We start from the raw sequence: 20,551 nt of genomic DNA, 5'->3' as shown, positions 1-20,551 counted from the left end.
TTGCGTTTCGACATCTCTGATCTCCTTCTCGTCGAAGATCAGCAGACTGCAAATCGTAGCTTATGTCAGTGTCCGAATTTCGGGGGGCAGCTCAAAAACCATCTAAGTCCCCAGGCTCTTCAAGCTCCGGCAAATTTTTTGGCATTACGTCTTTTGTATTCGTCAAAGATTGCTTCGTCCGGTATGGTTACGTTGCGTGCTCGTGGAGTATAGTATTCAGCCCATGCACCTTTATCTGCGTGCGTGATATCAACTAAATCCCCTGCGCTGTATTTCAGAAATCTTTTACAAACGTCGTCCATTACTTTTCGACGAGGATCGTCTTCTTTAAAGTCTAAAGCATCTGAGAATACCGGCCGAATTGCACCAGACCCAAAACCTTTCACCTTGTGATAAAGGTTAGGTTCTACAGGCCCATAGTCCCACGCTTGAAAAGAGCCATCGAATAGTGGCTTTCCATCACTACGTCCCATGTGAATCATTTGCGCCAGATACATCAGCTTTTGCAGCTGAAGATTGGAAACAGTCCAACCAGATTTCTCGCAGATGTATTTGGCAACACTTTCTAGACGTGCAGCCATTTTAGCTTTCCTCCGCTATAGGCATTTATCTTTTCGATACGCCCTACGTATTAAATGGGCGTAAAAGTCATTCTTTGCAAGTTTTAACCGTACAAAGGAGATTTCGGAGTACTTGCGATAAATTAAAAAACAAAACGTACTCGTCCCCTTACAATAATTTATGTCATCGCTAATGCACGCCTTAAGCACGAAGCTCGCATGCCAATCGCGTCTAACCTACCCCAAACATGACATTCAGCGCCCAAGGTGTCCTTCTGCACCGCGTATCCAACACTTAGCCCACCCCTACTATCCACCCAACCCCAAACCCTTGCCTGCCCTCCGCAAAACCCCTAAAGCCAGCCCATGCTTGACGAGACCGACGATATCCATCCGCTCTTTCACGGGGCCCCCGCCAGCACCGAGTTCCGCAAGCTGCGCAAGCGCATCGTGCGGCACACGCGCGAGGCGGTGGAGCAGTACGGCATGGTGGAGCCGGGGGGCAAATGGCTGGTCTGTCTCTCGGGCGGCAAGGACAGTTACACGCTTCTGGCCGTGCTGCATGAGCTGCAATGGCGCGGCCTCTTGCCGGTGGAGCTGCTGGCCTGCAATCTAGATCAGGGGCAGCCGGGATTTCCCGCCACCGTCCTGCCCGAGTTCCTGAAAGAGCGCGGCGTGCCGCACCGGATCGAGTATCAGGACACCTATTCCATCGTCGTCGACAAGGTGCCGCAGGGGCGCACCTATTGCGCGCTTTGCTCCCGGCTGCGCCGGGGCAACCTCTACCGCATCGCGCGCGAGGAGGGCTGCACGGCGGTGGTTCTGGGCCATCACCGCGACGATATTCTGGAGACGTTCTTCATGAACCTCTTTCACGGCGGGCGGCTCGCCACGATGCCGCCCAAGCTGGTGAACGAGGAGGGTGATCTGTTTCTCTACCGCCCCCTCGCCCATGTCGCCGAGGCCGATTGCGAGCGCTTCGCGCGGGCGATGAAGTATCCGATCATCCCCTGCGATCTGTGCGGCTCTCAGGACGGGTTGCAGCGCCAGCAGGTCAAGGCGATTCTCGACGGGTGGGAGGCCAATTCGCCGGGCCGCCGCCAGGTCATGTTCCGCGCGCTGATGAACGCGCGGCCCTCGCATCTGCTCGACCCGAAGCTGTTCGATTTCACAGGGCTGAGCACGGAGCCGTTAAAATCCGACGGACATCCCGAAGGCTTGCCCAAACTCCGTTAACCTTTGCCGGCCATGCTGCGCCCCATCGAGGGAAAAGATGGCACATCTATCTGATAAATACGGGATGATCCGGGCATATCTGCCCACCGGCCTGGTTTTTCTGCTGGCCGTGGCGCTGGCCCTGTCATGGTTCGGGGCGCAGGCGCTGGTCTTTGCCTTGCCCTTTGGTTTTCTTGCCGCTCTCCCGATCGCGCAGCACCACGCGCGGGATCGGCGGGGTATGGGCAATGCCGCCAAAGGCGCACGCGCCATGCGCGCCGCGCTGGACGAGGAACTGGAGAGGACCCGGAAAACAAGGCAAAGGTTCGCCTGCATCCTGCTGCGGATCACGCCCGCGCGGGTCGCCCCGCTGACCCTGACCCGCCTGCGCCCGTCGCTGCGCTCCGAGGACCGGATGTTCGATCTCTCCGACGGCCAGATTGCCCTCCTGCTCGCCCCGGTGCCGGGGCTTGACGAATCGGCACTTCCCACGCTTGGCCGCAGGCTCCAGGCGATAGTCGAAGACCAAAAAGTCGTGGATGACCCCGCGCTGCATCCGACCGCGTCGCTGGCCCTCTGCCTTGGCCCGGCGGGGGCCGTCCGCTCCGGCGCGGCCCTGCTCGACGGTCTCATGGTGACACTTGAGGAGGCGGCCCGCCGCGGCCCCTCCGCCCTGCTTGTCCATGACCCCGGCCCATCCCCCCGGCGCTAGGTCAACGGCAGACCTGGCCCCGGTGCCGCACAAGCGACGAATCCTCGCGCCCGCCTGCAAAACAACGGAATCCGCTTGACCTTTTGGGCCGCACTCTGTTGAACGCCCCTGACAGATAACAGACGGACGGCCCCCGGATATGGATGATCAGAACAAGAACCTCATTCTCGCGACGGCGCTCAGCTTTCTCGTGATCCTTGTCTGGTTCGTGATGTTCCCGCCGCCCGAAACCGCGCCCACCGACCCCAACGCGCCGGTCACCGCGACCGACGGGGAACTGACCCCGCCCACCCCGTCGGCGGATGCGCCAGCCGGTAGCACGGGCGCTGCGGCCACCGGAACCGAGACCGCCGAGCCCCCCGATGCCCCGCGTATCAACATCGAGACGCCGAGCCTGACCGGCACGATCTCGCTTCAGGGTGGGCGGATCGACGAATTGCTGCTCAAGAACTATCACGAAACGATCGACCCGGCCTCGGACATCGTGCGCCTGCTGTCGCCGGTGGGCAGCGACACGCCCTATTATGCACTCTATGGCTGGGCCCCCGGTGCGGGGCTGACCATCGACAATGTGCCCGGCGCCAACACGCTCTGGCAGGTTGAGAGGGGCGAGACCCTGACCCCCGAGAGCCCGATCACGCTGATCTGGGACAACGGCGCGGGCCTGATCTTTCGTCGGCAGCTGAGCGTCGACGAGGATTTCATGTTCTCGGTCCGCCAGAGCGTCGAAAACACCGGCGAGAGCGAGGTCAGCCTTGCGCCCTATGGTATTCTCGCGCGGCACGGGCGGCCGGATGATCTGAAGAATTTTTTCATCCTGCACGAGGGCATTGTCGGCATGGCCGACGGCACGCTGTCGGAAATCGACTATGACGACATTGAGGACTACGAATTCAACCCGCGCGAGGGCGCGCCCGCCGAAGTCACCCAGGTCAATGAGAATGGCTGGATCGGGTTCACCGATCACTACTGGATGACCACGCTCATCCCCGAACAGGGCAACCCGTTCAAGGCGGTCAGCAAATACGACCCGCAGCGCGGCATTTTCCAGACCGAGACAGTGCAGGCCACCCGCAGCCTTGCCCCCGGAGAGACTTCTGTCGCAGAAACCCGGCTATTTGCCGGGGCAAAGGAATGGGCCACCATCCGCCATTACCAGAACGAGGAAGGCGTCGAGCGCTTTCTCGACTCAATCGATTGGGGCTGGTTCTTCTTCCTGACCAAGCCGATCTTCGCGGTGTTGCACTGGCTCAACGTTTTGATTGGCAACATGGGCTGGGCGATCATCGGTCTGACGCTGCTGATCAAGGCGCTGGTTCTGCCGCTGGCCTATAAATCCTACGTCTCGATGGCGAAGATGAAAGAGCTTCAGCCGGAGATGGAGAAGATCAAGGAGAGCGCCGGCGACGACCGTCAGAAACTCCAGCAGGAGATGATGGCGCTCTACAAGAAGGAAAAGGTCAACCCGGCCTCGGGCTGTCTGCCGATCCTGCTTCAGATCCCGATCTTCTTCTCGCTCTACAAGGTGATTTTCGTCACGCTGGAATTGCGCCACGCACCGTGGATCGGATGGATCGAGGATCTGTCCGCACCCGACCCGTCCTCGCTCTATAACCTCTGGGGCGTTTTCCCGTGGCCCGCGCCGGAACCGGGCTCGATCCTCGCGCTGATCTTCATCGGCATCCTGCCACTCTGCCTCGGCGTGTCGATGTGGCTTCAGCAAAAGCTGAACCCGTCGCCGACCGATCCGACGCAAAAGATGATCTTCGCCTGGATGCCCTGGGTATTCATGTTCATGCTGGGCAGCTTTGCCAGCGGCCTCGTGATCTACTGGATCGCGAACAACGTGATCACCTTCACGCAGCAATACCTGATCATGCGCAGCCAGGGCTACAAGCCGGACGTGTTCGGCAACATCATGTCGGGTTTCAAGCGTGACAAGGCGGCCCCGGATACGGGCAAGAAGAAGTGATGACACGGGTCAGCGCCCTCTGGCGGCACCCCATCAAGGGGCACGGGCGCGAGGCGCTGACCGGTGTGACCCTCGCCGCAGGGCAGGCCATGCCATGGGACAGGCGTTGGGCCGTGGCGCATGAGCTGGCGCGGCTGACCGAGGGCGAATGGGCCCCCTGCACCAATTTCTCGATCGGAGCCAAGGCCCCGGCGCTGATGGCGATCAACGCGCAGGTGGACGAGACGGCGGGGCTGGTGACACTGAGCCATCCCGACCGGCCTGATCTGACCTTTGACCCCGATCGCGAGGCGCAGGCGTTTCTGGATTGGGTGCGGCCGCTGATGCCTGTGAACCGTGCGCAATCGGCGCGGGTCTTCCGGCTCGACGGGCGCGGGGTGACGGATACGGATTACCCGTCGGTGAGCCTGCTCAATCTTGCCTCGAACGCCGATCTGTCGGCGCACATGGGGGCGGAGGTTTCGCCGCTGCGCTGGCGCTGCAACATCCATCTGGACGGGCTGGAGCCGTGGGCGGAATTCAATCTGGTGGGCCGGACTCTGCGAATAGGTGAGGCGGAATTGCAGGTGCGCGAACCGATCCGACGCTGCAAGGCGACCACTGCCAACCCTGCCACGGGGCAGCGCGACCTCGACACCCTGGGCGCGCTCAACGCCAATTGGAACCATCAGGATTTCGGCATCTATGCCGAGGTCACCCGGACCGGCGCCATCGCCGTCGGCGCCCCGGTAGAGGTGCTGTGATGCAACTGCCCTTCCCAGAGGCCGAGGCCCCCGATCAGGCCAGCGCGGAGCTGGGGCGCAAGCTCTTTGCCGGGCCGGTCGATTTCGTCAAAGGCGTGGTCGCGATGTCCGGCCTGCCCCCCGCCGACCGACTGGAGGTGTGTTTCGCAGGCCGCTCGAACGTGGGCAAATCGACGCTGATCAACGCGCTGACCGGGCGCAAGGCACTGGCGCGGGCCTCGAACACGCCGGGGCGGACGCAGGAAATCAACTATTTCACTCTTGGCGACAGCCGCTATCTGGTCGACCTGCCCGGCTATGGCTATGCTAACGCGCCAGTGGATGTGGTGCGCAAATGGCAGGCGCTGCTCAAGCAATATCTCTCGGGCCGCCAAACCCTGCGCCGCGCCTTCGTGCTGGTCGATGCCCGCCACGGGATCAAGCCGGTGGATGAAGAGATCATGGCGCTGCTCGACAGCTCGGCCGTGACCTTTCAATGCGTGCTGACCAAGACCGACAAGATCAGCGACAGCGCCCGCGAAAAGGTGCTGGATCAGGTCCGCGGCAAGCTGGCGCCGCACCCTGCGGCCTATCCCGAACTGATCCTCACATCGAGCGAGAAGGGCTCCGGCATCGCCACCCTGCGCACCGTAATCGCGACGTTGGAATAGCCCCGCCCGCTACCCTGCCCGCGTCTCGACGATCGAGGATCGCTCCAATGTGCGGTGAACCGGGCATTTGTCGGCGATCTCCATCAGCTTGTCGCGCTGTTCGTCGCTCAGATCGCCCTCCAGCCGCACCACGCGGGTGAACTTGTCGGCCTTGGCATCGCTGCGGCTGTCGGCATCCTGCGCATGCACCTTGTCATGGCAGACGTCGACGCTCACGTGATCGAGCGGCCAGCCCTTGCGGCGGGCATACATGCGGATCGTCATCGAGGTGCAGGCCCCTAATCCTGCGGCGAGAAAGCCGTAGGGTGACATGCCGCGATCGGTGCCGCCATAGGCCGAGGGCTCGTCCGCCAGCATGTGATGGCCGGGGCCCGCGTTCACATCCTGCAAGAAGCCGTCTGCATCGGCTTCCGAGACGCGCACCACGCCCTCAGGTGCGCCGGGCGGGGGTGCCGGCGGCGAAAGGTCGAGATAGCGCGTGGCCCAGGCGGCGATCACCTGTGCTGCATATTCGGCATCGTCGGGATTGCTGATCAGGTGGTCGGCATCGTCGAGCGTGACAAAGCTCTTGGGGTGCTTGGCCGCCTTGAAGATCTCGGCGGCGTTCTCGATCCCGACGGTCGCGTCGCGCGTGGCATGCATGACGAGGAGCGCGCGGCGCAGATGCGCGATCCGCTCAGCAAGGTTCTCGGCACGCACATCCTCGACAAAGGACTGGCTGATCCGGATGGGACGCCCGCCAAGCGTCACCTCGGCCACGCCATCCGCCTCGATCTGCTCCAGCGCGCCCTCGAAATTATGGGTCACATGGCTCGGATCGAACGGCGCGCCGATGGTGGCGACGGCGCGCACGCTGTCGATGCTGCCCGCTGCCGCGAGCACCGCCGCACCGCCCAGACTATGACCGATCAGCAGGCGCGGGGCCATGTCGCGCACGCTGAGTGCCTCGGCGGCGAGTTCCAGATCGCGCACATTCGACGTGAAGGAGGTGTTCTCGAATTCGCCCCCCGAATGGCCCAGCCCGGTGAAATCGAAGCGAAGCACGGCAATGCCCGCACCGGCCAGCCGCGCGGCGATTCGCCGGGCGGCTGGAATGTCCTTGGAGCAGGTAAAGCAATGCGCAAAAAGAGCGGTGGCCAGATGCGGCCCCTCCGGCAGATCGAGCCGCGCGACGAGATCGTCGCCGGAATGTCCGGTGAAGGTGAGGCGTTCGGTGGGCATGGCAGGTCCTCTTGCAAATCGCGTTGTCCTGAGACTAGGCAGCCGCCCCCCGCTCCACCACCCCCCGCCGGATCCCGTCACGCGAAGGTGAGGCTTTGTCGCAATTTCCTCAAATCCCGCGCATTTCGCAGGGCAGCAGCCATCGGTCGTTAACGGTTGCGCGCCATCCTTGACCGGGGTTGACAGAGAGGGGTGTCCATGCCGTGGCAGGTCGAAACGCGCGGGGATCAGATCCGCTTTACGGTGGCGATGTCACTGATCGTTCTGGCGATCAGCGCGGCGTTGCGCCCCTTGATGCTGCCGCCCGAGCTTCTGATGCCTACGCTTGTGCCGGGGGCCGCGATGGCGGTGATGATCGCCGCGCCGATTGGCTGGATCGTCGCGCGGCGTCTTCGGGCCGTGCAGGAACTCAGCGCGCGGCTGGAACATGCGCTGCATCACGATCTGCTGACCGGTGTGCGCACGCGCGCCAGCTTTCACGAGGCCGTGGCCGCGCTAAAAGGCCAGCCCTGCGCGGTGATCGTCGCGGATATCGACCATTTCAAGGGGTTCAACGATTGCCATGGCCATTTCGCCGGCGATCAGGCCCTGCGCCAATTCGCGACCATCCTGGCCAGCAATTGTCGGGGCACGGACCTTGTCGCGCGGTTCGGGGGCGAGGAATTCGTGATCGTGCTGCCGGGGGCTAGCATCGAACAGGGGGGCGCGGTCGCAGACCGCCTCGCCGATAGGGTGCGCGAGAGCCCGATTTACGTCGGAGAGCGCAGCCTGTCGCTGACCGCGAGTTTCGGTGTCGGGTCGCTGCAACCAGGCGGCGACATGGATCAGGCGATCGAGCAGGCCGACCGGGCGCTGTATCAGGCCAAGCATGCCGGACGTGACCGCGTGTGTCGCTATCACACAGGGCTGGAGGGACCGGCAACGCTCCGCGAGGTGAGTTGACGGAATCAGGACAAATCATCACGAAAAATGATCTCAATCATACCAAACATTCGTTTTAATGATTGAAGACGCGTGCCTACCTTTTGTCCCGTACCCGCCAAGCAAAGGACAGCACGATGCCCCACGATATCCATCTCACCCCCGCCTCTCGCCCCGGTCGTATTCCCCGCTTTGCTCTGGGGTTAGGCCTTCTGGCGCTGCTTGTTGCGATCCTCGCCTCAAGCTCCGCGCCGGAGCCGCAAACCACAGACTCCGCCGCGCCCGTCCACGAGGACTGGCACGGCAATGTGCGCCGCTCGAACTGACCGGGGTCACTCGCCCATCAGCGCCGCGTCGAACGGATAGCGCGTCAGGTTCTCATAGCCGTCCTCGGTGATGAGAACCTGATCCTCCAGCTTGATCGAGAAATCGCCCCCCACCTCGCCCACCAGCGCCTCGACGCAGAGCACCATGCCCGCCTCGAGCGGGTAATCGAACGCACCGGGCACCGCGTGATCCGGATAGGCCACCAGCGGCCACTCGTCACAGAGCCCGACACCATGCATCAGACAGCCGTATTTCTGCGCCTGATAGCGCTCCTCCAGAACATGGGTATTGGCGCTCAACTCGGGGATCATCACGCCGGGCCTGAGCATCTCCATATTGGTCCGGATATGCTCGACCGCGTGGCGCATGGCGTGGATCATGTCGGGCCGCGGACGCACATCGCCGATCCACCAGCTGCGCGAGATATCGACGCATATGCCGTAAGAGCCAATGAGGTCAGTGTCGAAACTGAGGATCTCGTTATTCTGCACGAGGCGCGGTCCGCATTCCTGAAACCACGGGTTGGTGCGCGGCCCCGAGGCCAAGAGCCGCGTCTCGATCCATTCACCGCCGCGCCGGATGTTCTCGGCATGCAGCACCGCCCAGATGTCATCCTCGCTGGTCTGGCCGAGCGGCACATTGGCGCGCGCAAACGCCTCCATCGCCGCGACCGAAGCCTCGCAGGCGTAGCTCGCGCAGCGCATGGCGCGAATTTCATCCGGTCCCTTGACGCTTCGGGCCTTCTCGGTGACCTCCTCGCCCTCCATCACCGTGAACCCCTGCGCCTCGAGCGCGCGCAGACCATGCAGCATCGGCTTGTCCACCGCCAGCCGCCGGTTGCCCGGCGCATGCTCGGAGAGGATCGCGCGCACGTCATTCGCAAAGACATCGGCGGCCACATCCACCTTGTCGCCCCGGTCGAAATAAAACAGATCCGCGCCAGAGCGCACCTCGCGCACCAGCGGGTTGAACGACGACAGGAACGGTGCGTTCTTGTAATCCCACATCACCATGTGCCCGTCGGCACAGAGCAGCACGGCGCGGAACGGGTTATGCGCGTTCCACAGTTGCATGTTGGTGCTGTCGGTGGCGTAGCGGATGTTGAGCGGGTCGAACATCAGAAGACCCGCGTAGTCGCGATCCACGATATGCCGCGTCAACCGCGCCCAGCGATAGCGGCGCATCTCCTGAAGGTCGGGCAACTCCAGCCCCGCCGCCGCCCATTCGGCAAAGGCCAATCGGGTGGGCCCGATCTCGATCCGGTCGGCATCGTTGGGGGTGTTGTCGCCCAGGGTGGCCCCGCGCGACGGGTCGATCTTGCGGGTGTCGCGGTAATGGGTGTTCATCGGCGGCCCTCCTCCTGCCCATGTGACAAGAGTGCCCAGTACCTTGCGCGGGGCGCGCCCGATTGCGACATGGCGCGGTGTCGCATTCTTGCCGCCCATATTGCGTGACGCGAGGTTTCGCTTGAATCGGCGCGCGCCAGGGCGATGATCCGCCCGCAAAGGAGCCCTTTCATGACCACTATCATCGACGACTATATCACCACCCTCACCCCTAGGGCGCGTGGGCGCATCAAGGGGGTGGCCAAGCTGATCATCGCCGATCACGGCACCGTCATGCTGACAGAAGACGGGGCCGCACCGGGCGACGAGGCGGCAGATGTGGTCCTGTCGGCCAGCGACGAGGTGTTCCGCAACATCCTCTCAGGCGCGCAAAACCCGGTCATGGCCTACATGTCGGGCAAGCTGAAGGTCGAGGGCAATGTGCAACGCGCGCTCAAGGTCAGCAGCATCCTGACCGACGGCTGATCCTCCCCGACACGCGCCACTGCGCGCGCGGGTCGCGGCGCCGCCCGATGGCTGGAGGACAGGGGCGGGCACTCGCAATCCGCAGGGGCAGATCTCAGATGCGCAGGAAAGGCTGCGCGAGGCGCGGCATGAGCGCACGAAAGCGCAGCGGCGCGTCGGTCGCCGCAAGGCAGATGCAATCTGCGCCGATATCCGCCACCGGCGTGTGGTTCAGGTCTTCGTTCGCCACCTCGATATCGCCGGGGCCGAAATGATCGACCTCGTCGACAAACGCGCCTTGCAGGACCAGCGTCAGTTCGGTGCCGCGATGGCCATGATCCGGCACCGAGGCCCCGGCGGGGATATAGAGCAGCCGCGCCGTGGCCTCGCGCGAGGTGGACAGGATCGCCTGTTTGACCCCCATGCCCACGGACCGCCAGCGCACGCTGTCCAGATCGCCGCCGATATAGTCGCGCAGCGGCGCGGGCACGCCATGCGATGCCCCGCGCGGCGCCGGTTTCTCGACCGCAGCGCCGCCGCGAATGAGCGCCATCGTCGCCGCAAGGCTGTCGGAACTCATCTCGGCACTCTCGACCCGGTCCAGCAGCGCGCCGCCCACCGTGTCGAAAGAGGCCAGCCGGGCACGGCACTCGTCGCACATCGAGATATGCGTCGCCACCGTCAGGCTGAACGCCTCGGGCAAGGTACCCGCCGAATAGGCCATCAGCAGGGCATCGGTCAGATGATGTTTGATCATGGTCATGACATTCACTTCACTTCATTGCGTGGCGCAAACGGTCCAGCGCCAGTCTGATACGGGATTTGATCGTCCCGAGCGGCAGCCCGGTCTGCTCGGCGATCTCGGAATGGCTCAGATCGCCGAAATACGCCTTTTCGATCAGCACCCTCTGTTTCTCGGGCAGGGCGGCGATGGCGTCGCCCAGTTGGTCGCTTTCCTGTTGCAGGGCCAGCACATCGGCCTGGTCCGGTTCGGGGTCCTGCCCCCAGGGCAGATCCTCGGGCTCGGGTCGTCTCTGCTTGCGCAGCGCATCGATCTTGCGATTGCGCGCGATGGTGAAAATCCAGGTCGCGGCAGAGGCGCGCGCGGGGTCGAACATGTGCGCCTTCTGCCAGAGCGCGGCCATCACCTCCTGCGTGCATTCCTCGGCCAGCGTCGCATCCGCACCGGACCGCATCAGAAAGGCTTTGACCCGCGGCGCAAAATGCGCGAACAGCCGGGCAAACGCAGCCTCGTCCTGAGCGTCGCGGATACGGGCGATGCAGGCCACCCAGTCCTCGTTTTCAAACTGTCGTGTCGTTCCGGTCTTCAATGTCACGATTGCCGTTCCTGCCACCTTGGCTGCGATTGGCCGCCTCTTAGCACGCGTCGCCGTCACGGGCGAGGGCGCAGGCGCGTCAATGATTGTGGCATCGGTGTACATGGACTTGATACGCGGACAGGCAAGGATCGGATCACAGGACGGCTAGGATTTCTTTCTAATCCGTTTCCGGCCCCGCCGCGTAAGTCCTTGCAATACTCAGAACGCAGGTAAGACCACTCATGCCATTCGAAACAGGCGCTGTCGCGCGCAAGAGGATTGCCGTCATCGGCGCGGGGATCTCGGGGATGGGCGCGGCAGAGCGTCTTTCAGCCTCTCACAACGTGGTCCTCTTCGAGGCGGAACCGCGCCTTGGCGGTCATGCCCGCACGATCATCGCGGGCAGGCATGGCGATCGTCCGGTCGATACCGGCTTCATCGTCTTCAACTATGCCACCTATCCACATCTGACCGCGCTCTTCGATCGGCTGGACGTGCCCGTGGTCAAGAGCAACATGAGCTTCGGCGCGTCGATTCGGGGCGGAGCCTTTGAGTATGGGCTCGACAGCGCGGCGGCGTTCTTCGCGCAAAGGCGCAACGCGCTCAACCCGCGCTTCCTGGCCATGCTGCGCGACATCTTCCGCTTCAACGTCGGCGCACTTGCCGCCTCAACGGAGCCGGGGCTGACCATCGGCGGGCTGATCGAGAAAATGCGCCTTGGGCGTTATTTCCGCGACTATTACCTGCGGCCCTTTTCCGGCGCGATCTGGTCGACCCCGGTCGAGAAGATCCTCGATTTCCCGGCGCATGCGATGGTGCAATTCTTCAAGAACCATGGGCTGTTGGGCTATGACGAGCAGCATCAGTGGTTCACGGTTGAGGGCGGCTCTGTCGCCTATGTCGACCGGCTGGAGCAGGCCATGCGCGCCAAGGGCGTCGATATCCGCCTCGGCGCGCCGGTGGCCGGGATTGTACGCCTTGATGAGGGCGTAAAAATCCGCGCGACAGGCGGCGACTGGGAACTCTTCGATGAGGTGGTGATCGCCGCCCATGGCGACGACGCGCTGCGCCTTTTGTCGGATGCCGACGAAACCGAGCGCGCCGATCTTGGGGCGATCACCTATCAGCCCAACGACATAACTCTGCATGCCGACGCCTCGGTGATGCCCAGGCGGCGCGCGGTCTGGTCGTCCTGGAACTATACCGAGGCGAAGGTCAAACGCAGCGGCCAGATCGACCTCACCTACTGGATGAACAGCTTGCAACCGATCCCGCAGGACGATCCGCATTTCGTGACCCTCAACACCACCCGCCCCATCCGCGAGGAGCTGATCTACGATCAGGTGACCTTGCGCCACCCGGTCTATGATCTGGCCACGCTGGCCGCACAGGGCCGGGTGCGTGCGATGAACGGACGGCGCAACACATGGTTCTGCGGCGCATGGATGCGGCACGGCTTTCACGAAGACGGGCTGTCGAGCGGTCTTGAAGTGGCCGAGGCGATCTGCGCCCGCGACGCTCTGGCGGTGGCGGCGGAATGAGTGCGGTCGATCATATCGCCGGCCACACCTGGCATGGGCGCAAGGGTGCGGTCGAAAATGCGTTCCGCTACGGGATCGACTACGTGCTCTTGGATGCCGAAGCCCCGCTTGACGCGCCGCGCCTTTTTGGGCGCAACCGGACCAGGCTGGCCTCGGTCTGGGACCGCGATCATGGCGGCGCGCCCAGGGCCGGGCGCGGCGCGGCCTGGGTGCGCGAAACGCTGGCCGAGCGTGACCTGCCCGCCCCCGACCGGATCGAGCTTTTGACGCAGCCGCGCGTTCTGGGCCATGTCTTCAACCCGGTCTCGTTCTGGATCTGCCGCGATGCACAGGATGACGTGCGGGTGATCATCGCCGAGGTGTCCAATACCTATGGCGAGCGGCATTCCTACCTGTGCCACCGCGACGACCTTGCACCGATCACGGCACAGGACCGGCTCCATGCCACCAAGATCTTCTACGTCTCGCCCTTCCTGCGCATCGAGGGCGGCTATGAATTCCGCTTCGATCTGCGGCCCGACCGGATCGGCATCTGGATCGATTTCACCGGCGGGAATGGCGGGGTGATCGCCACGCTTGTCGGCCCGCGCAAGCCGCTTACGACCGGGGGGCTGATCCTGGCCGCGCTGCGCCGCCCGTTCGGCTCGCGCCGGGTGCTGGGGCTCATCCACTGGCAGGCGCTCAAGCTGTGGTGGAAGGGTGCGCAGTTCCGCTCGCCGCCACCGCCACCCTCGGAGGAAATCAGCCGGTGAGCCACGCCGCCACCATATCCGCTCAGGGCCTTGCCCCGCGACTGCCCGGCTTCGCCGTCTTTGCAGCACTTCTGGCGGCGGCGGGGCTGCCGCTATACATCCACGCGCCCAAGTTTTACGTCGATGAATATGGCGTCTCGCTGGCAGCCCTTGGCTCGGTGCTTTTCGTGCTGCGCCTGCTCGATGTGGTGCAGGATCCGCTGCTCGGACGGCTAAGCGCGCAGCTCAGGCAGCATCGCGCGATAAGTGTCGCCGTGGCGGTCGCGGCGATGGCGGCGGCGATGCTGGGATTGTTCGCCGTGACCCCGCCGATTTCGCCGCTCTGGTGGTTCGCGGGCATGCTCACGGTGGTCTTTTCCGCCTTCAGCTACCTCACCATCTGCTTTTACGCCCAAGGCGTGGCAAGCGCCGCCCATCTGCCGGGCCAAGGCCACCTTCGGCTCGCCCGCTGGCGCGAGACCGGCGCATTGCTGGGTATCTGTGCCGCCGCCGTGGCCCCTCTGACGCTTGGCGGCTATGCCGGGTTCGCGGTGGCCTTTGTCGCCCTCGCCCTCGTCGCCGCCCTCGCCATGACCGGACAATGGCACGCCACCGATGTGCCAGACGGCACCGGCTTTGGCCCGGTCCTGCGCGACCGCACCGCGCGCCGGTTGCTGATCGTGGCGCTGTTCAACGCGGCCCCCGTGGCGGTCAGTTCCACGCTCTTTCTGTTCTTCGTCGAAAGCCGCCTGCAAGCTCCGGGATGGGAGGGGCCGTTCCTTCTGGTCTTCTTTCTGTCCGCCGCACTCGCCGCCCCGCTGTGGGGCGCGCTGGCCGAGCGGCATGGCGCGCAACCGGTGCTGCTGGGGGCCATGGTGCTGGCCATCGCGGCCTTTGCCTGGGCCATCCTTCTGGGTGCGGGTGATCTCTGGGCCTTCGGCATCATCTGCGTGGTGTCGGGCGCGGCGGTGGGCGCGGACATGACACTGCTGCCCGCGCTCTTCGCGCGCCGCCTGTCGGATATCTCGCCCGGTGCTGCCGAAGGCTTTGGCCTTTGGTCATTTGTCTCGAAATTCACCCTCGCGCTGGCCGCCGTAGGCCTCTTGCCGCTGTTGCAGGCGGGCGGGTTTTCAGCCGGACAGGACAACGACGAGGGAGCCCTGCGCCTGCTCAGCCTGCTTTATGGCGGGCTGCCCTGTGCGCTCAAACTCATGGCCATTGCGCTCTTGGCCCGAACACCGATTGAGGAAAGGAGCTGACCCGATGGACGCTTTTGGTTTCATCCTGCTGGGGGCCGCGATCATGCTGGTGCTCACACTGCTCAAGGAGCGGCTCACAGGGTTTTCCGCACAGACCCCACAGGATTACGCGCAGCTTGAGCCGCGGTTTGACCTGCGCGAGCATCTCAACGGCCCGATCAAATGCGAAGGCGTGATCTATGGCCCGCTTGGCCGCGTCGCCTCGCGCTTCACTGGCGATTTCGAGGCGCAATGGCAGGGCAATCGCGGCATCATGCGCGAGCATTTCGACTATGACAGCGGCAACAGCCAGGATCGCGAATGGCGTCTGGAACTGGGCAATGACGGATCCATCCGCGCCGAGGCGGATGATCTTGTGGCCCCCGGAACCGGCCAGCAGATGGGCGCCGCCACGCGGCTCTCCTATCGCATTCGTTTGCCCAAGGAGGCGGGCGGCCATGTCCTTAGTGTGACAGACTGGATGTATCTCACCCCCGGCGGCGCGGTGGTGAACCGCAGCCAGTTCCGCAAGTTCGGGATCAAGGTGGCGGAACTCGTGGCAACGATGCGCCGGGTGGAAGCATGACCGACTGGCAGGGCAAACGCTATTGGCTGGTGGGCGCGAGCGAAGGCCTGGGCGCGGCCCTTGCGCACAAGATCAGCGCCGCCGGGGCCGAGGTCATCGTCTCGGCGCGCAACGCCGAGCGGCTGGAGGATCTGGTGACGCGCCTGCCCGGACGCGCGCGCGCCGTGGCGATGGATGTGCGCGACGACGCCAGCGTGACCGAGGCCGCCGCCCAAGTGGGCGAAATCGACGGTCTGGTCTATCTCGCGGGCGTCTACTGGCCGATGCCCTCGACCGAATGGCAGCCCGAAGAGGTCACCGCGATGGCCGATGTGAATTTCACCGGTGCTGTGCGGGTGCTGGGCGCGGTGATCCCCGGCATGGTGGCGCGCGATGCGGGCCATGTGGTGCTCACGGGCTCGCTCTCGGGGTTTCGCGGCTTGCCCGGGGCAATCGGCTACACCGCCTCCAAGGCAGGGGTCATGAACCTCGCCGAATCGATGCGCGCCGATCTGTGGCGCACCGGCGTGCGCGTGCAACTGGCCAATCCCGGCTTCATCAAGACGCGGCTGACCGACAAGAACAATTTCAAGATGCCGTTCATCATGTCGCCCGAGGATGCAGCGCAGGAGATGTTCGAACTGATGTGCGATGCCACCGCCTTTCAGCGCCATTTCCCGCGCCTCTTCAGCTATGTCTTTCGCCTGTCACGCTTTTTGCCGGACTGGGCCTATTACCGGCTATTTGCGTGAGATCAAGGACGGGGGACGACCGGACCGGCATTCCTGTGCTAGACTGGCGCAACAGGAGGGATGCCATGATCGACATCACAGTGCACAAGATCGCGCAGATCATTCTCATGTCCCGGGAACTGGACCGGGCCGAGGGCGAACTGCGCGCCTTCATCGACCGATTGACCGAGGAGGAACAGGCAAGCCTCGTCGCCGTCATGTGGATCGGGCGCGGCAGCTTCGAACCCGAGGATCTGCAAGAGGCCAAGCGCACCGCCTATGAAGAGGCCACGACACCGTGCGCGGATTACCTGCTCGGCACACCACATCTGTCGGACCATCTGGAAAACGGCCTCGATGCGCTCGGCCTGTCGGCCTCGGATGACGAGGACGAACTGATCCGGGGCGGCTAGCCGAGAATCATTGCCAACTGTCAACTAAATGTGACACAGATCAATGATCCGGGGGGCTTGCAGTATCATGAATGCCTTCAGGTGGCAGGGTTGACCGGATATTCGCGGGAACGGGAGGGCGCGCGATGTTGGCTGATCAGGAAACCAGATACCGCGCAGAGGCGCTGCGCCCACCGGGGGCGGCATCCACGCGTGATTTCGCCGAGCTTTGCACCGGCTGCGGCGACTGCGCCGACATCTGCCCGTCGGGCCTGATCTATCTCGGCCCGGACCTTCTTGCGCGGTTGCGCACGTCAAGGGGCTGTGGCGAATGCGGGCTCTGCGCCGATGTGTGCAGCCACGGCGCGATCGAACTGACCCCGCGCATGCGCGACGGCCTGCGCCAGATCCTGATCCAGGAACGCACGCGAGACGTCCCGCTCTGAGCCGCGCTCAACTGTCCTGAATGCTCTCCAGATAGGCCATCAGCGCCGCAAGCGGGCGCGGCGTGGGCGTCAGCACCCCGTCGCCCACATCCACCGGCACGGTATCGCCCTCCAGCAGCAGCCCGAATTCCGGCATCTCCTTGCCCGGCAGGCCGGTACGGTCATAGCCGTCGATCACCGACAGCACATGCGCGCGCGGGAATTCCCCGTCCATCGTCAGTTGCGTGAGATCCGAGGGCGGCGGCGCCATGCCCGGCGCCCACGGCCCATCGCCCTTGCCCGATACCCCGTGACATTGCGCGCAATTCTCGGCATAGATCGCGGCCCCCTCGCGCGCATCCGGCATTGAAACCGTTTGCGCGCAGGCCGCGAGTGCCGCTGCTGTCAGAATGGTTATGGTCCGCATCGCTCGCCCCTTGTTGTTTTGGAAAGAGCCTAGCAAGCGGGCCAAAGCCACGCAATGATACAGATCAGGCCAGTTCGCCCGCCAGCCCCTTGTCGATCAGCGCCACGGTTTCCTGCACGCCGTAAAGCGCGATGAACCCGCCAAAGCGCGGCCCCTGAGAGGCCCCCAGAAGCACCTCGTAAAGCGCCTTGAACCAGTCGCGCAGCGGGTCGAACCGGTCACGGCCCACGGCGTAGACGATGGATTGCAGCGCCTCGTCCTCCACCGGGCCGTCATAGGCCGCCAATTGATCGCGCAACTCGGTCAGCGCCTCGCGCTCCAGATCGGTGGGCGCGCGATAGGTCTTGGCGGGCGCGACGAAATCCTCGTAATACCGCACCGCGTAACCCGCGGCGGCATCCATGTCGGGATGGGTCTCGGCGCTCGCCTCGGGCGCATAGCGGCGGATGAAGCCCCAGAGCGTCTCCTTGTCATGCGCGGCGGAAACCGAGGCGAGGTTCAGCAGCATCGAGAACGGCACCACCATCCGGCTCTCGGGCACGTCGCCGTTGTGGATGTGATGCACCGGGTTGTTGAGCCGCTGCGTGATGTCCTGATCCGCATAGGCGCGCAATTGCTGGTGATACTCGTCCACCGCCTTGGGGATCACGTCGAAATGCATGCGCTTGGCCGTCTTGGGCTTTTGATACATGAAATAGCTCAAGGATTCCGTCGCGGCATAGCTCAGCCACTCGTCGATCGAGATCCCGTTGCCGCTCGACTTGGAGATCTTCTGCCCGTTCTCATCGAGGAACAGCTCATAGGTAAAATGCTCCGGCGCGCGCATGCCAAGCGCCCGGCAGATGCCGTCATAGATCGGCGTATTGGTGGAATGGTCCTTGCCATACATCTCGAAATCGACGCCAAGCGCCGCCCAACGGGCGCCGAAATCCGGCTTCCATTGCAGCTTCACATTGCCGCCCGTCACCGGAAGGGTCCATTCGCGCCCGGTCTCGTCGTCAAAGGTCACGGTGCCGTCCTTGGCATTGACCTCCTTCATCGGCACATAGATCACGCGGCCCGTCTCGGGATGGAGGGGCAGGAAGATCGAATAGGTCTGCTGACGCTCCTCGCGCAGGGATTTCAGCATGATCTTCATGATCTCGTCATAGCGCTCGGCGGCGCGCAGCAGCACCTCGTCGAATTGCCCCGAGGCATAGAACTCGGTCGCCGAAATGAACTCGTATTCAAACCCGAACGTGTCGAGGAACCGGCGCAGCATGGCGTTGTTATGCGCGCCAAAGCTCTCATGCGTGCCGAACGGATCAGGCACCGAGGTCAGCGGCTTTTGCAGATGCTCGGCCAACATCTCGCGGTTGGGCACATTGCCCGGCACCTTGCGCATCCCGTCGAGATCGTCGGAAAAACAGATCATCCGCGTCGGGATATCGCTGATCACCTCAAAGGCGCGGCGGATCATCGTCGTGCGCAGCACCTCACCGAAGGTGCCGATATGCGGCAGGCCGCTCGGCCCATAACCCGTCTCGAACAGCACATGACCCTTTTTCGGCGGGTTTTTCTCATACCGTTTGAGCACGCGGCGCGCCTCTTCAAAAGGCCAGGCTTTCGAATTCATCGCGGCTTCGCGCATCTCGGACATCGGATCGTCTCCTCTCGCGCCGGTCAGGCCACCGGCTGGGCTTCGCCGGTTCCTATTGCGGGGGGGCGGAACAGTCAATATTCTGCACTGCAACACCGCCCGGCGTGAAAGGCCCAAAATGACCGATCCGATCCCCCACCCGCTGACCCCGCAGGACTGTCTCGTCGCGGTCATGATCGCCGTTTCCGCCTCAGACGAGGACATGCGCACCGCCGAACTGGTCAAGATCGAGAGCACGGTGAACAACCTTCCGATCTTTGCCGCCTATGATCTCGACCGGCTGAGAGTGATGTCGCAGACCGTGTTCGACCTGTTCAGCGTCGAGGATGGGCTCGACGCCCTCTTCGGCCTGATCCGTGACAACCTGCCCGAGCAACTGTTCGAGACCGCCTATGCGCTCGCCTGTGATGTGGCCGCCGCCGATGGCTCGCTCAACGACCGCGAATTGCGACTGCTCGAGGAAATCCGCTACGAGCTCAATATCGACCGGCTGCACGCGGCGGCCATCGAACGGGGCGCGCGGGCACGGCACATGACGATCTGAACCGCCGGACCGTGGCGCAATTGCCCCTCGCACCCGGGGGCCAACTCTCCTATAACCCGGGCGGAACACACGGGGAGTCGCTGCCATGACCGGAGAATTATCGCCCATCGACAAGGCCAAGTTCGTGGCGGCCAAACGCTCGGTGGATTTCGTCGAGGACGGGATGCGCGTGGGGCTCGGCACCGGCAGCACGGCCGCCTGGATGGTGCGCTGCCTGGGCGAGATGGTGCGCGAGGACGGGCTGCGGATCAAGGGTGTGCCGACGTCGACCCGCACCGCTGAATTGGCCCGCGAGGTGGGCATCGAGGTGATCAGCCTCGACGAGGCCAAATGGCTCGACGTAACGATCGACGGTGCCGATGAATTCGACGCCAATCTCAACCTGATCAAGGGCGGCGGCGGCGCGCTCTTGCAGGAAAAGATCGTGGCGACGGCGAGCGACCAGATGGTGGTGATCGCCGATATCGGCAAGGAGGTCGAGGCGCTCGGCGCGTTCCCCCTGCCGGTCGAGGTGATCCCGTTCGGCTGGCAGACCACCAAGTCGCTGGTCGAGGAACTGCTGATCAACATGGACGTTCTGGGCCGCGACACGACGCTCAGGATGAATGGCGACCGGCCCTTCATCACCGATGAGGGCAATTACATCATCGACCTGCATCTGGGCCGCATCGGCAACGCGCATCAACTCTCGATGGCGCTCAACCAGATGCCGGGGGTGGTCGAGAACGGCCTCTTTCTCGATATCTGCGACGTGGTGATCCTCGGTTATGGCGACGGACGGGTCGAGACCCGCGACATCAACGAGGGCACGGTCGAGGAAGACCGGCTCGATTTCGTCGAGACCGACAATCTTTTCACCGATCTGAACGACTGATACAAGGAACCGGC

General features: G+C 63.7%; 24 protein-coding genes. 17 read left to right on the top strand and 7 right to left on the bottom strand.

From position 1 onward, the window contains the following. Positions 1–119: 119 nt before the first annotated feature. Positions 120–581: a Panacea domain-containing protein gene (locus ACSSV4_RS21150; RefSeq protein ID WP_454277045.1), complete on the bottom strand. Its 462-nt coding sequence runs from the start codon at positions 579–581 to the stop codon at positions 120–122. Positions 582–926: 345 nt separating this feature from the next. On the opposite strand from ACSSV4_RS21150, the gene ttcA reads away from it, so the two are divergent. The 5 genes from ttcA (at position 927) to yihA (ending at position 5,852) form a co-directional block, all read left to right on the top strand. Next, the gene (gene ttcA, locus ACSSV4_RS21145; protein ID WP_454277044.1) at positions 927–1,796 is read left to right on the top strand and encodes a tRNA 2-thiocytidine(32) synthetase TtcA; all 870 of its coding nucleotides are present in this window, start codon (positions 927–929) and stop codon (positions 1,794–1,796) included. A gap of 37 nt (positions 1,797–1,833) precedes the next feature. After that, complete coding sequence (locus ACSSV4_RS21140; RefSeq protein WP_454277043.1) at positions 1,834–2,487, top strand: hypothetical protein; 654 nt, start codon at positions 1,834–1,836, stop codon at positions 2,485–2,487. 139 nt (positions 2,488–2,626) lie between these two features. Continuing rightward, entirely contained in the window at positions 2,627–4,459 is a 1,833-nt protein-coding gene (gene yidC / locus ACSSV4_RS21135) for a membrane protein insertase YidC (protein WP_454277042.1), read from the top strand. Then, positions 4,459–5,202, top strand: a complete 744-nt coding sequence (locus ACSSV4_RS21130; protein ID WP_454277041.1) for an MOSC domain-containing protein — start codon at positions 4,459–4,461, stop codon at positions 5,200–5,202. Before yidC ends, ACSSV4_RS21130 begins: the two co-directional genes overlap by 1 nt. Continuing rightward, positions 5,202–5,852 (top strand): ribosome biogenesis GTP-binding protein YihA/YsxC, encoded by a 651-nt coding sequence (gene yihA, locus ACSSV4_RS21125; protein ID WP_454277040.1) that lies wholly within the window; start codon positions 5,202–5,204, stop codon positions 5,850–5,852. The genes ACSSV4_RS21130 and yihA overlap by 1 nt, the downstream gene beginning before the upstream one ends. 9 nt (positions 5,853–5,861) lie before the next feature. Here the strand turns inward: yihA and ACSSV4_RS21120 are convergent, their stop codons facing one another. Next, positions 5,862–7,073: a bifunctional alpha/beta hydrolase/OsmC family protein gene (locus ACSSV4_RS21120; RefSeq protein ID WP_454277039.1), complete on the bottom strand. Its 1,212-nt coding sequence runs from the start codon at positions 7,071–7,073 to the stop codon at positions 5,862–5,864. Positions 7,074–7,271: 198 nt separating this feature from the next. On the opposite strand from ACSSV4_RS21120, the gene ACSSV4_RS21115 reads away from it, so the two are divergent. Together ACSSV4_RS21115 and ACSSV4_RS21110 are read left to right on the top strand one after the other, a co-directional pair. Continuing rightward, positions 7,272–8,015, top strand: coding sequence for a GGDEF domain-containing protein (locus ACSSV4_RS21115; protein WP_454277038.1), 744 nt, complete (start codon positions 7,272–7,274; stop codon positions 8,013–8,015). Between the two features lie 116 nt (positions 8,016–8,131). Next, complete coding sequence (locus ACSSV4_RS21110; protein WP_454277037.1) at positions 8,132–8,320, top strand: hypothetical protein; 189 nt, start codon at positions 8,132–8,134, stop codon at positions 8,318–8,320. Positions 8,321–8,326: 6 nt separating this feature from the next. Here ACSSV4_RS21110 and dddP read toward each other — a convergent pair whose 3' ends face one another. Beyond that, positions 8,327–9,667, bottom strand: a complete 1,341-nt coding sequence (dddP, locus tag ACSSV4_RS21105) for a dimethylsulfonioproprionate lyase DddP (protein ID WP_454277036.1) — start codon at positions 9,665–9,667, stop codon at positions 8,327–8,329. A 171-nt stretch (positions 9,668–9,838) separates the two neighbouring features. Here dddP and ACSSV4_RS21100 point away from each other — a divergent pair, with 171 nt between their 5' ends. Beyond that, entirely contained in the window at positions 9,839–10,132 is a 294-nt protein-coding gene (locus tag ACSSV4_RS21100; protein ID WP_454277035.1) for an SCP2 sterol-binding domain-containing protein, read from the top strand. A 94-nt stretch (positions 10,133–10,226) separates the two neighbouring features. On the opposite strand, the gene ACSSV4_RS21095 is transcribed toward ACSSV4_RS21100, so the two are convergent. Both ACSSV4_RS21095 and ACSSV4_RS21090 read right to left on the bottom strand, forming a co-directional pair. Continuing rightward, positions 10,227–10,874 carry a ChrR family anti-sigma-E factor gene (locus ACSSV4_RS21095; RefSeq protein WP_454277034.1) on the bottom strand — a complete coding sequence of 216 codons (648 nt, stop codon included), beginning with the start codon at positions 10,872–10,874 and terminating at the stop codon, positions 10,227–10,229. Between the two features lie 10 nt (positions 10,875–10,884). Next, positions 10,885–11,553: a sigma-70 family RNA polymerase sigma factor gene (locus tag ACSSV4_RS21090; RefSeq protein WP_454277033.1), complete on the bottom strand. Its 669-nt coding sequence runs from the start codon at positions 11,551–11,553 to the stop codon at positions 10,885–10,887. Positions 11,554–11,672: 119 nt separating this feature from the next. Here ACSSV4_RS21090 and ACSSV4_RS21085 point away from each other — a divergent pair, with 119 nt between their 5' ends. The 7 genes from ACSSV4_RS21085 to ACSSV4_RS21055 all read left to right on the top strand — a co-directional run bounded on the left by ACSSV4_RS21085 (position 11,673) and on the right by ACSSV4_RS21055 (position 17,074). Further along, entirely contained in the window at positions 11,673–12,971 is a 1,299-nt protein-coding gene (locus ACSSV4_RS21085) for an NAD(P)/FAD-dependent oxidoreductase (protein ID WP_454277032.1), read from the top strand. Then, positions 12,968–13,723: a DUF1365 domain-containing protein gene (locus ACSSV4_RS21080; protein ID WP_454277031.1), complete on the top strand. Its 756-nt coding sequence runs from the start codon at positions 12,968–12,970 to the stop codon at positions 13,721–13,723. Before ACSSV4_RS21085 ends, ACSSV4_RS21080 begins: the two co-directional genes overlap by 4 nt. Further along, positions 13,720–14,961 carry an MFS transporter gene (locus ACSSV4_RS21075; protein WP_454277030.1) on the top strand — a complete coding sequence of 414 codons (1,242 nt, stop codon included), beginning with the start codon at positions 13,720–13,722 and terminating at the stop codon, positions 14,959–14,961. Before ACSSV4_RS21080 ends, ACSSV4_RS21075 begins: the two co-directional genes overlap by 4 nt. A 4-nt stretch (positions 14,962–14,965) precedes the next feature. Beyond that, positions 14,966–15,526: a DUF3833 family protein gene (locus ACSSV4_RS21070; protein ID WP_454277029.1), complete on the top strand. Its 561-nt coding sequence runs from the start codon at positions 14,966–14,968 to the stop codon at positions 15,524–15,526. Further along, complete coding sequence (locus tag ACSSV4_RS21065; protein WP_454277028.1) at positions 15,523–16,257, top strand: SDR family NAD(P)-dependent oxidoreductase; 735 nt, start codon at positions 15,523–15,525, stop codon at positions 16,255–16,257. The genes ACSSV4_RS21070 and ACSSV4_RS21065 overlap by 4 nt, the downstream gene beginning before the upstream one ends. Positions 16,258–16,322: 65 nt before the next feature. Next, positions 16,323–16,649 carry a DUF3775 domain-containing protein gene (locus tag ACSSV4_RS21060; RefSeq protein WP_454277027.1) on the top strand — a complete coding sequence of 109 codons (327 nt, stop codon included), beginning with the start codon at positions 16,323–16,325 and terminating at the stop codon, positions 16,647–16,649. A 125-nt stretch (positions 16,650–16,774) separates the two neighbouring features. Next, entirely contained in the window at positions 16,775–17,074 is a 300-nt protein-coding gene (locus tag ACSSV4_RS21055; RefSeq protein ID WP_454277026.1) for a 4Fe-4S dicluster domain-containing protein, read from the top strand. 7 nt (positions 17,075–17,081) lie between these two features. On the opposite strand, the gene ACSSV4_RS21050 is transcribed toward ACSSV4_RS21055, so the two are convergent. Continuing rightward, positions 17,082–17,480, bottom strand: a complete 399-nt coding sequence (locus tag ACSSV4_RS21050; protein ID WP_454277025.1) for a c-type cytochrome — start codon at positions 17,478–17,480, stop codon at positions 17,082–17,084. 64 nt (positions 17,481–17,544) lie between these two features. Then, positions 17,545–19,119 carry a lysine--tRNA ligase gene (locus ACSSV4_RS21045; RefSeq protein ID WP_454277024.1) on the bottom strand — a complete coding sequence of 525 codons (1,575 nt, stop codon included), beginning with the start codon at positions 19,117–19,119 and terminating at the stop codon, positions 17,545–17,547. A gap of 118 nt (positions 19,120–19,237) precedes the next feature. Here ACSSV4_RS21045 and ACSSV4_RS21040 point away from each other — a divergent pair, with 118 nt between their 5' ends. Together ACSSV4_RS21040 and rpiA are read left to right on the top strand one after the other, a co-directional pair. Continuing rightward, on the top strand, positions 19,238–19,663 hold the full coding sequence (locus tag ACSSV4_RS21040; protein WP_454277023.1) for a tellurite resistance TerB family protein: 426 nt from the start codon (positions 19,238–19,240) through the stop codon (positions 19,661–19,663). An 85-nt stretch (positions 19,664–19,748) separates the two neighbouring features. Then, positions 19,749–20,537 (top strand): ribose-5-phosphate isomerase RpiA, encoded by a 789-nt coding sequence (gene rpiA, locus ACSSV4_RS21035; RefSeq protein WP_454277022.1) that lies wholly within the window; start codon positions 19,749–19,751, stop codon positions 20,535–20,537. Positions 20,538–20,551: the final 14 nt, after the last annotated feature.

It is taken from the genome of Roseovarius sp. MBR-154 (assembly GCF_053628595.1).
This window is presented reverse-complemented; position numbering and strand designations above follow the sequence as displayed.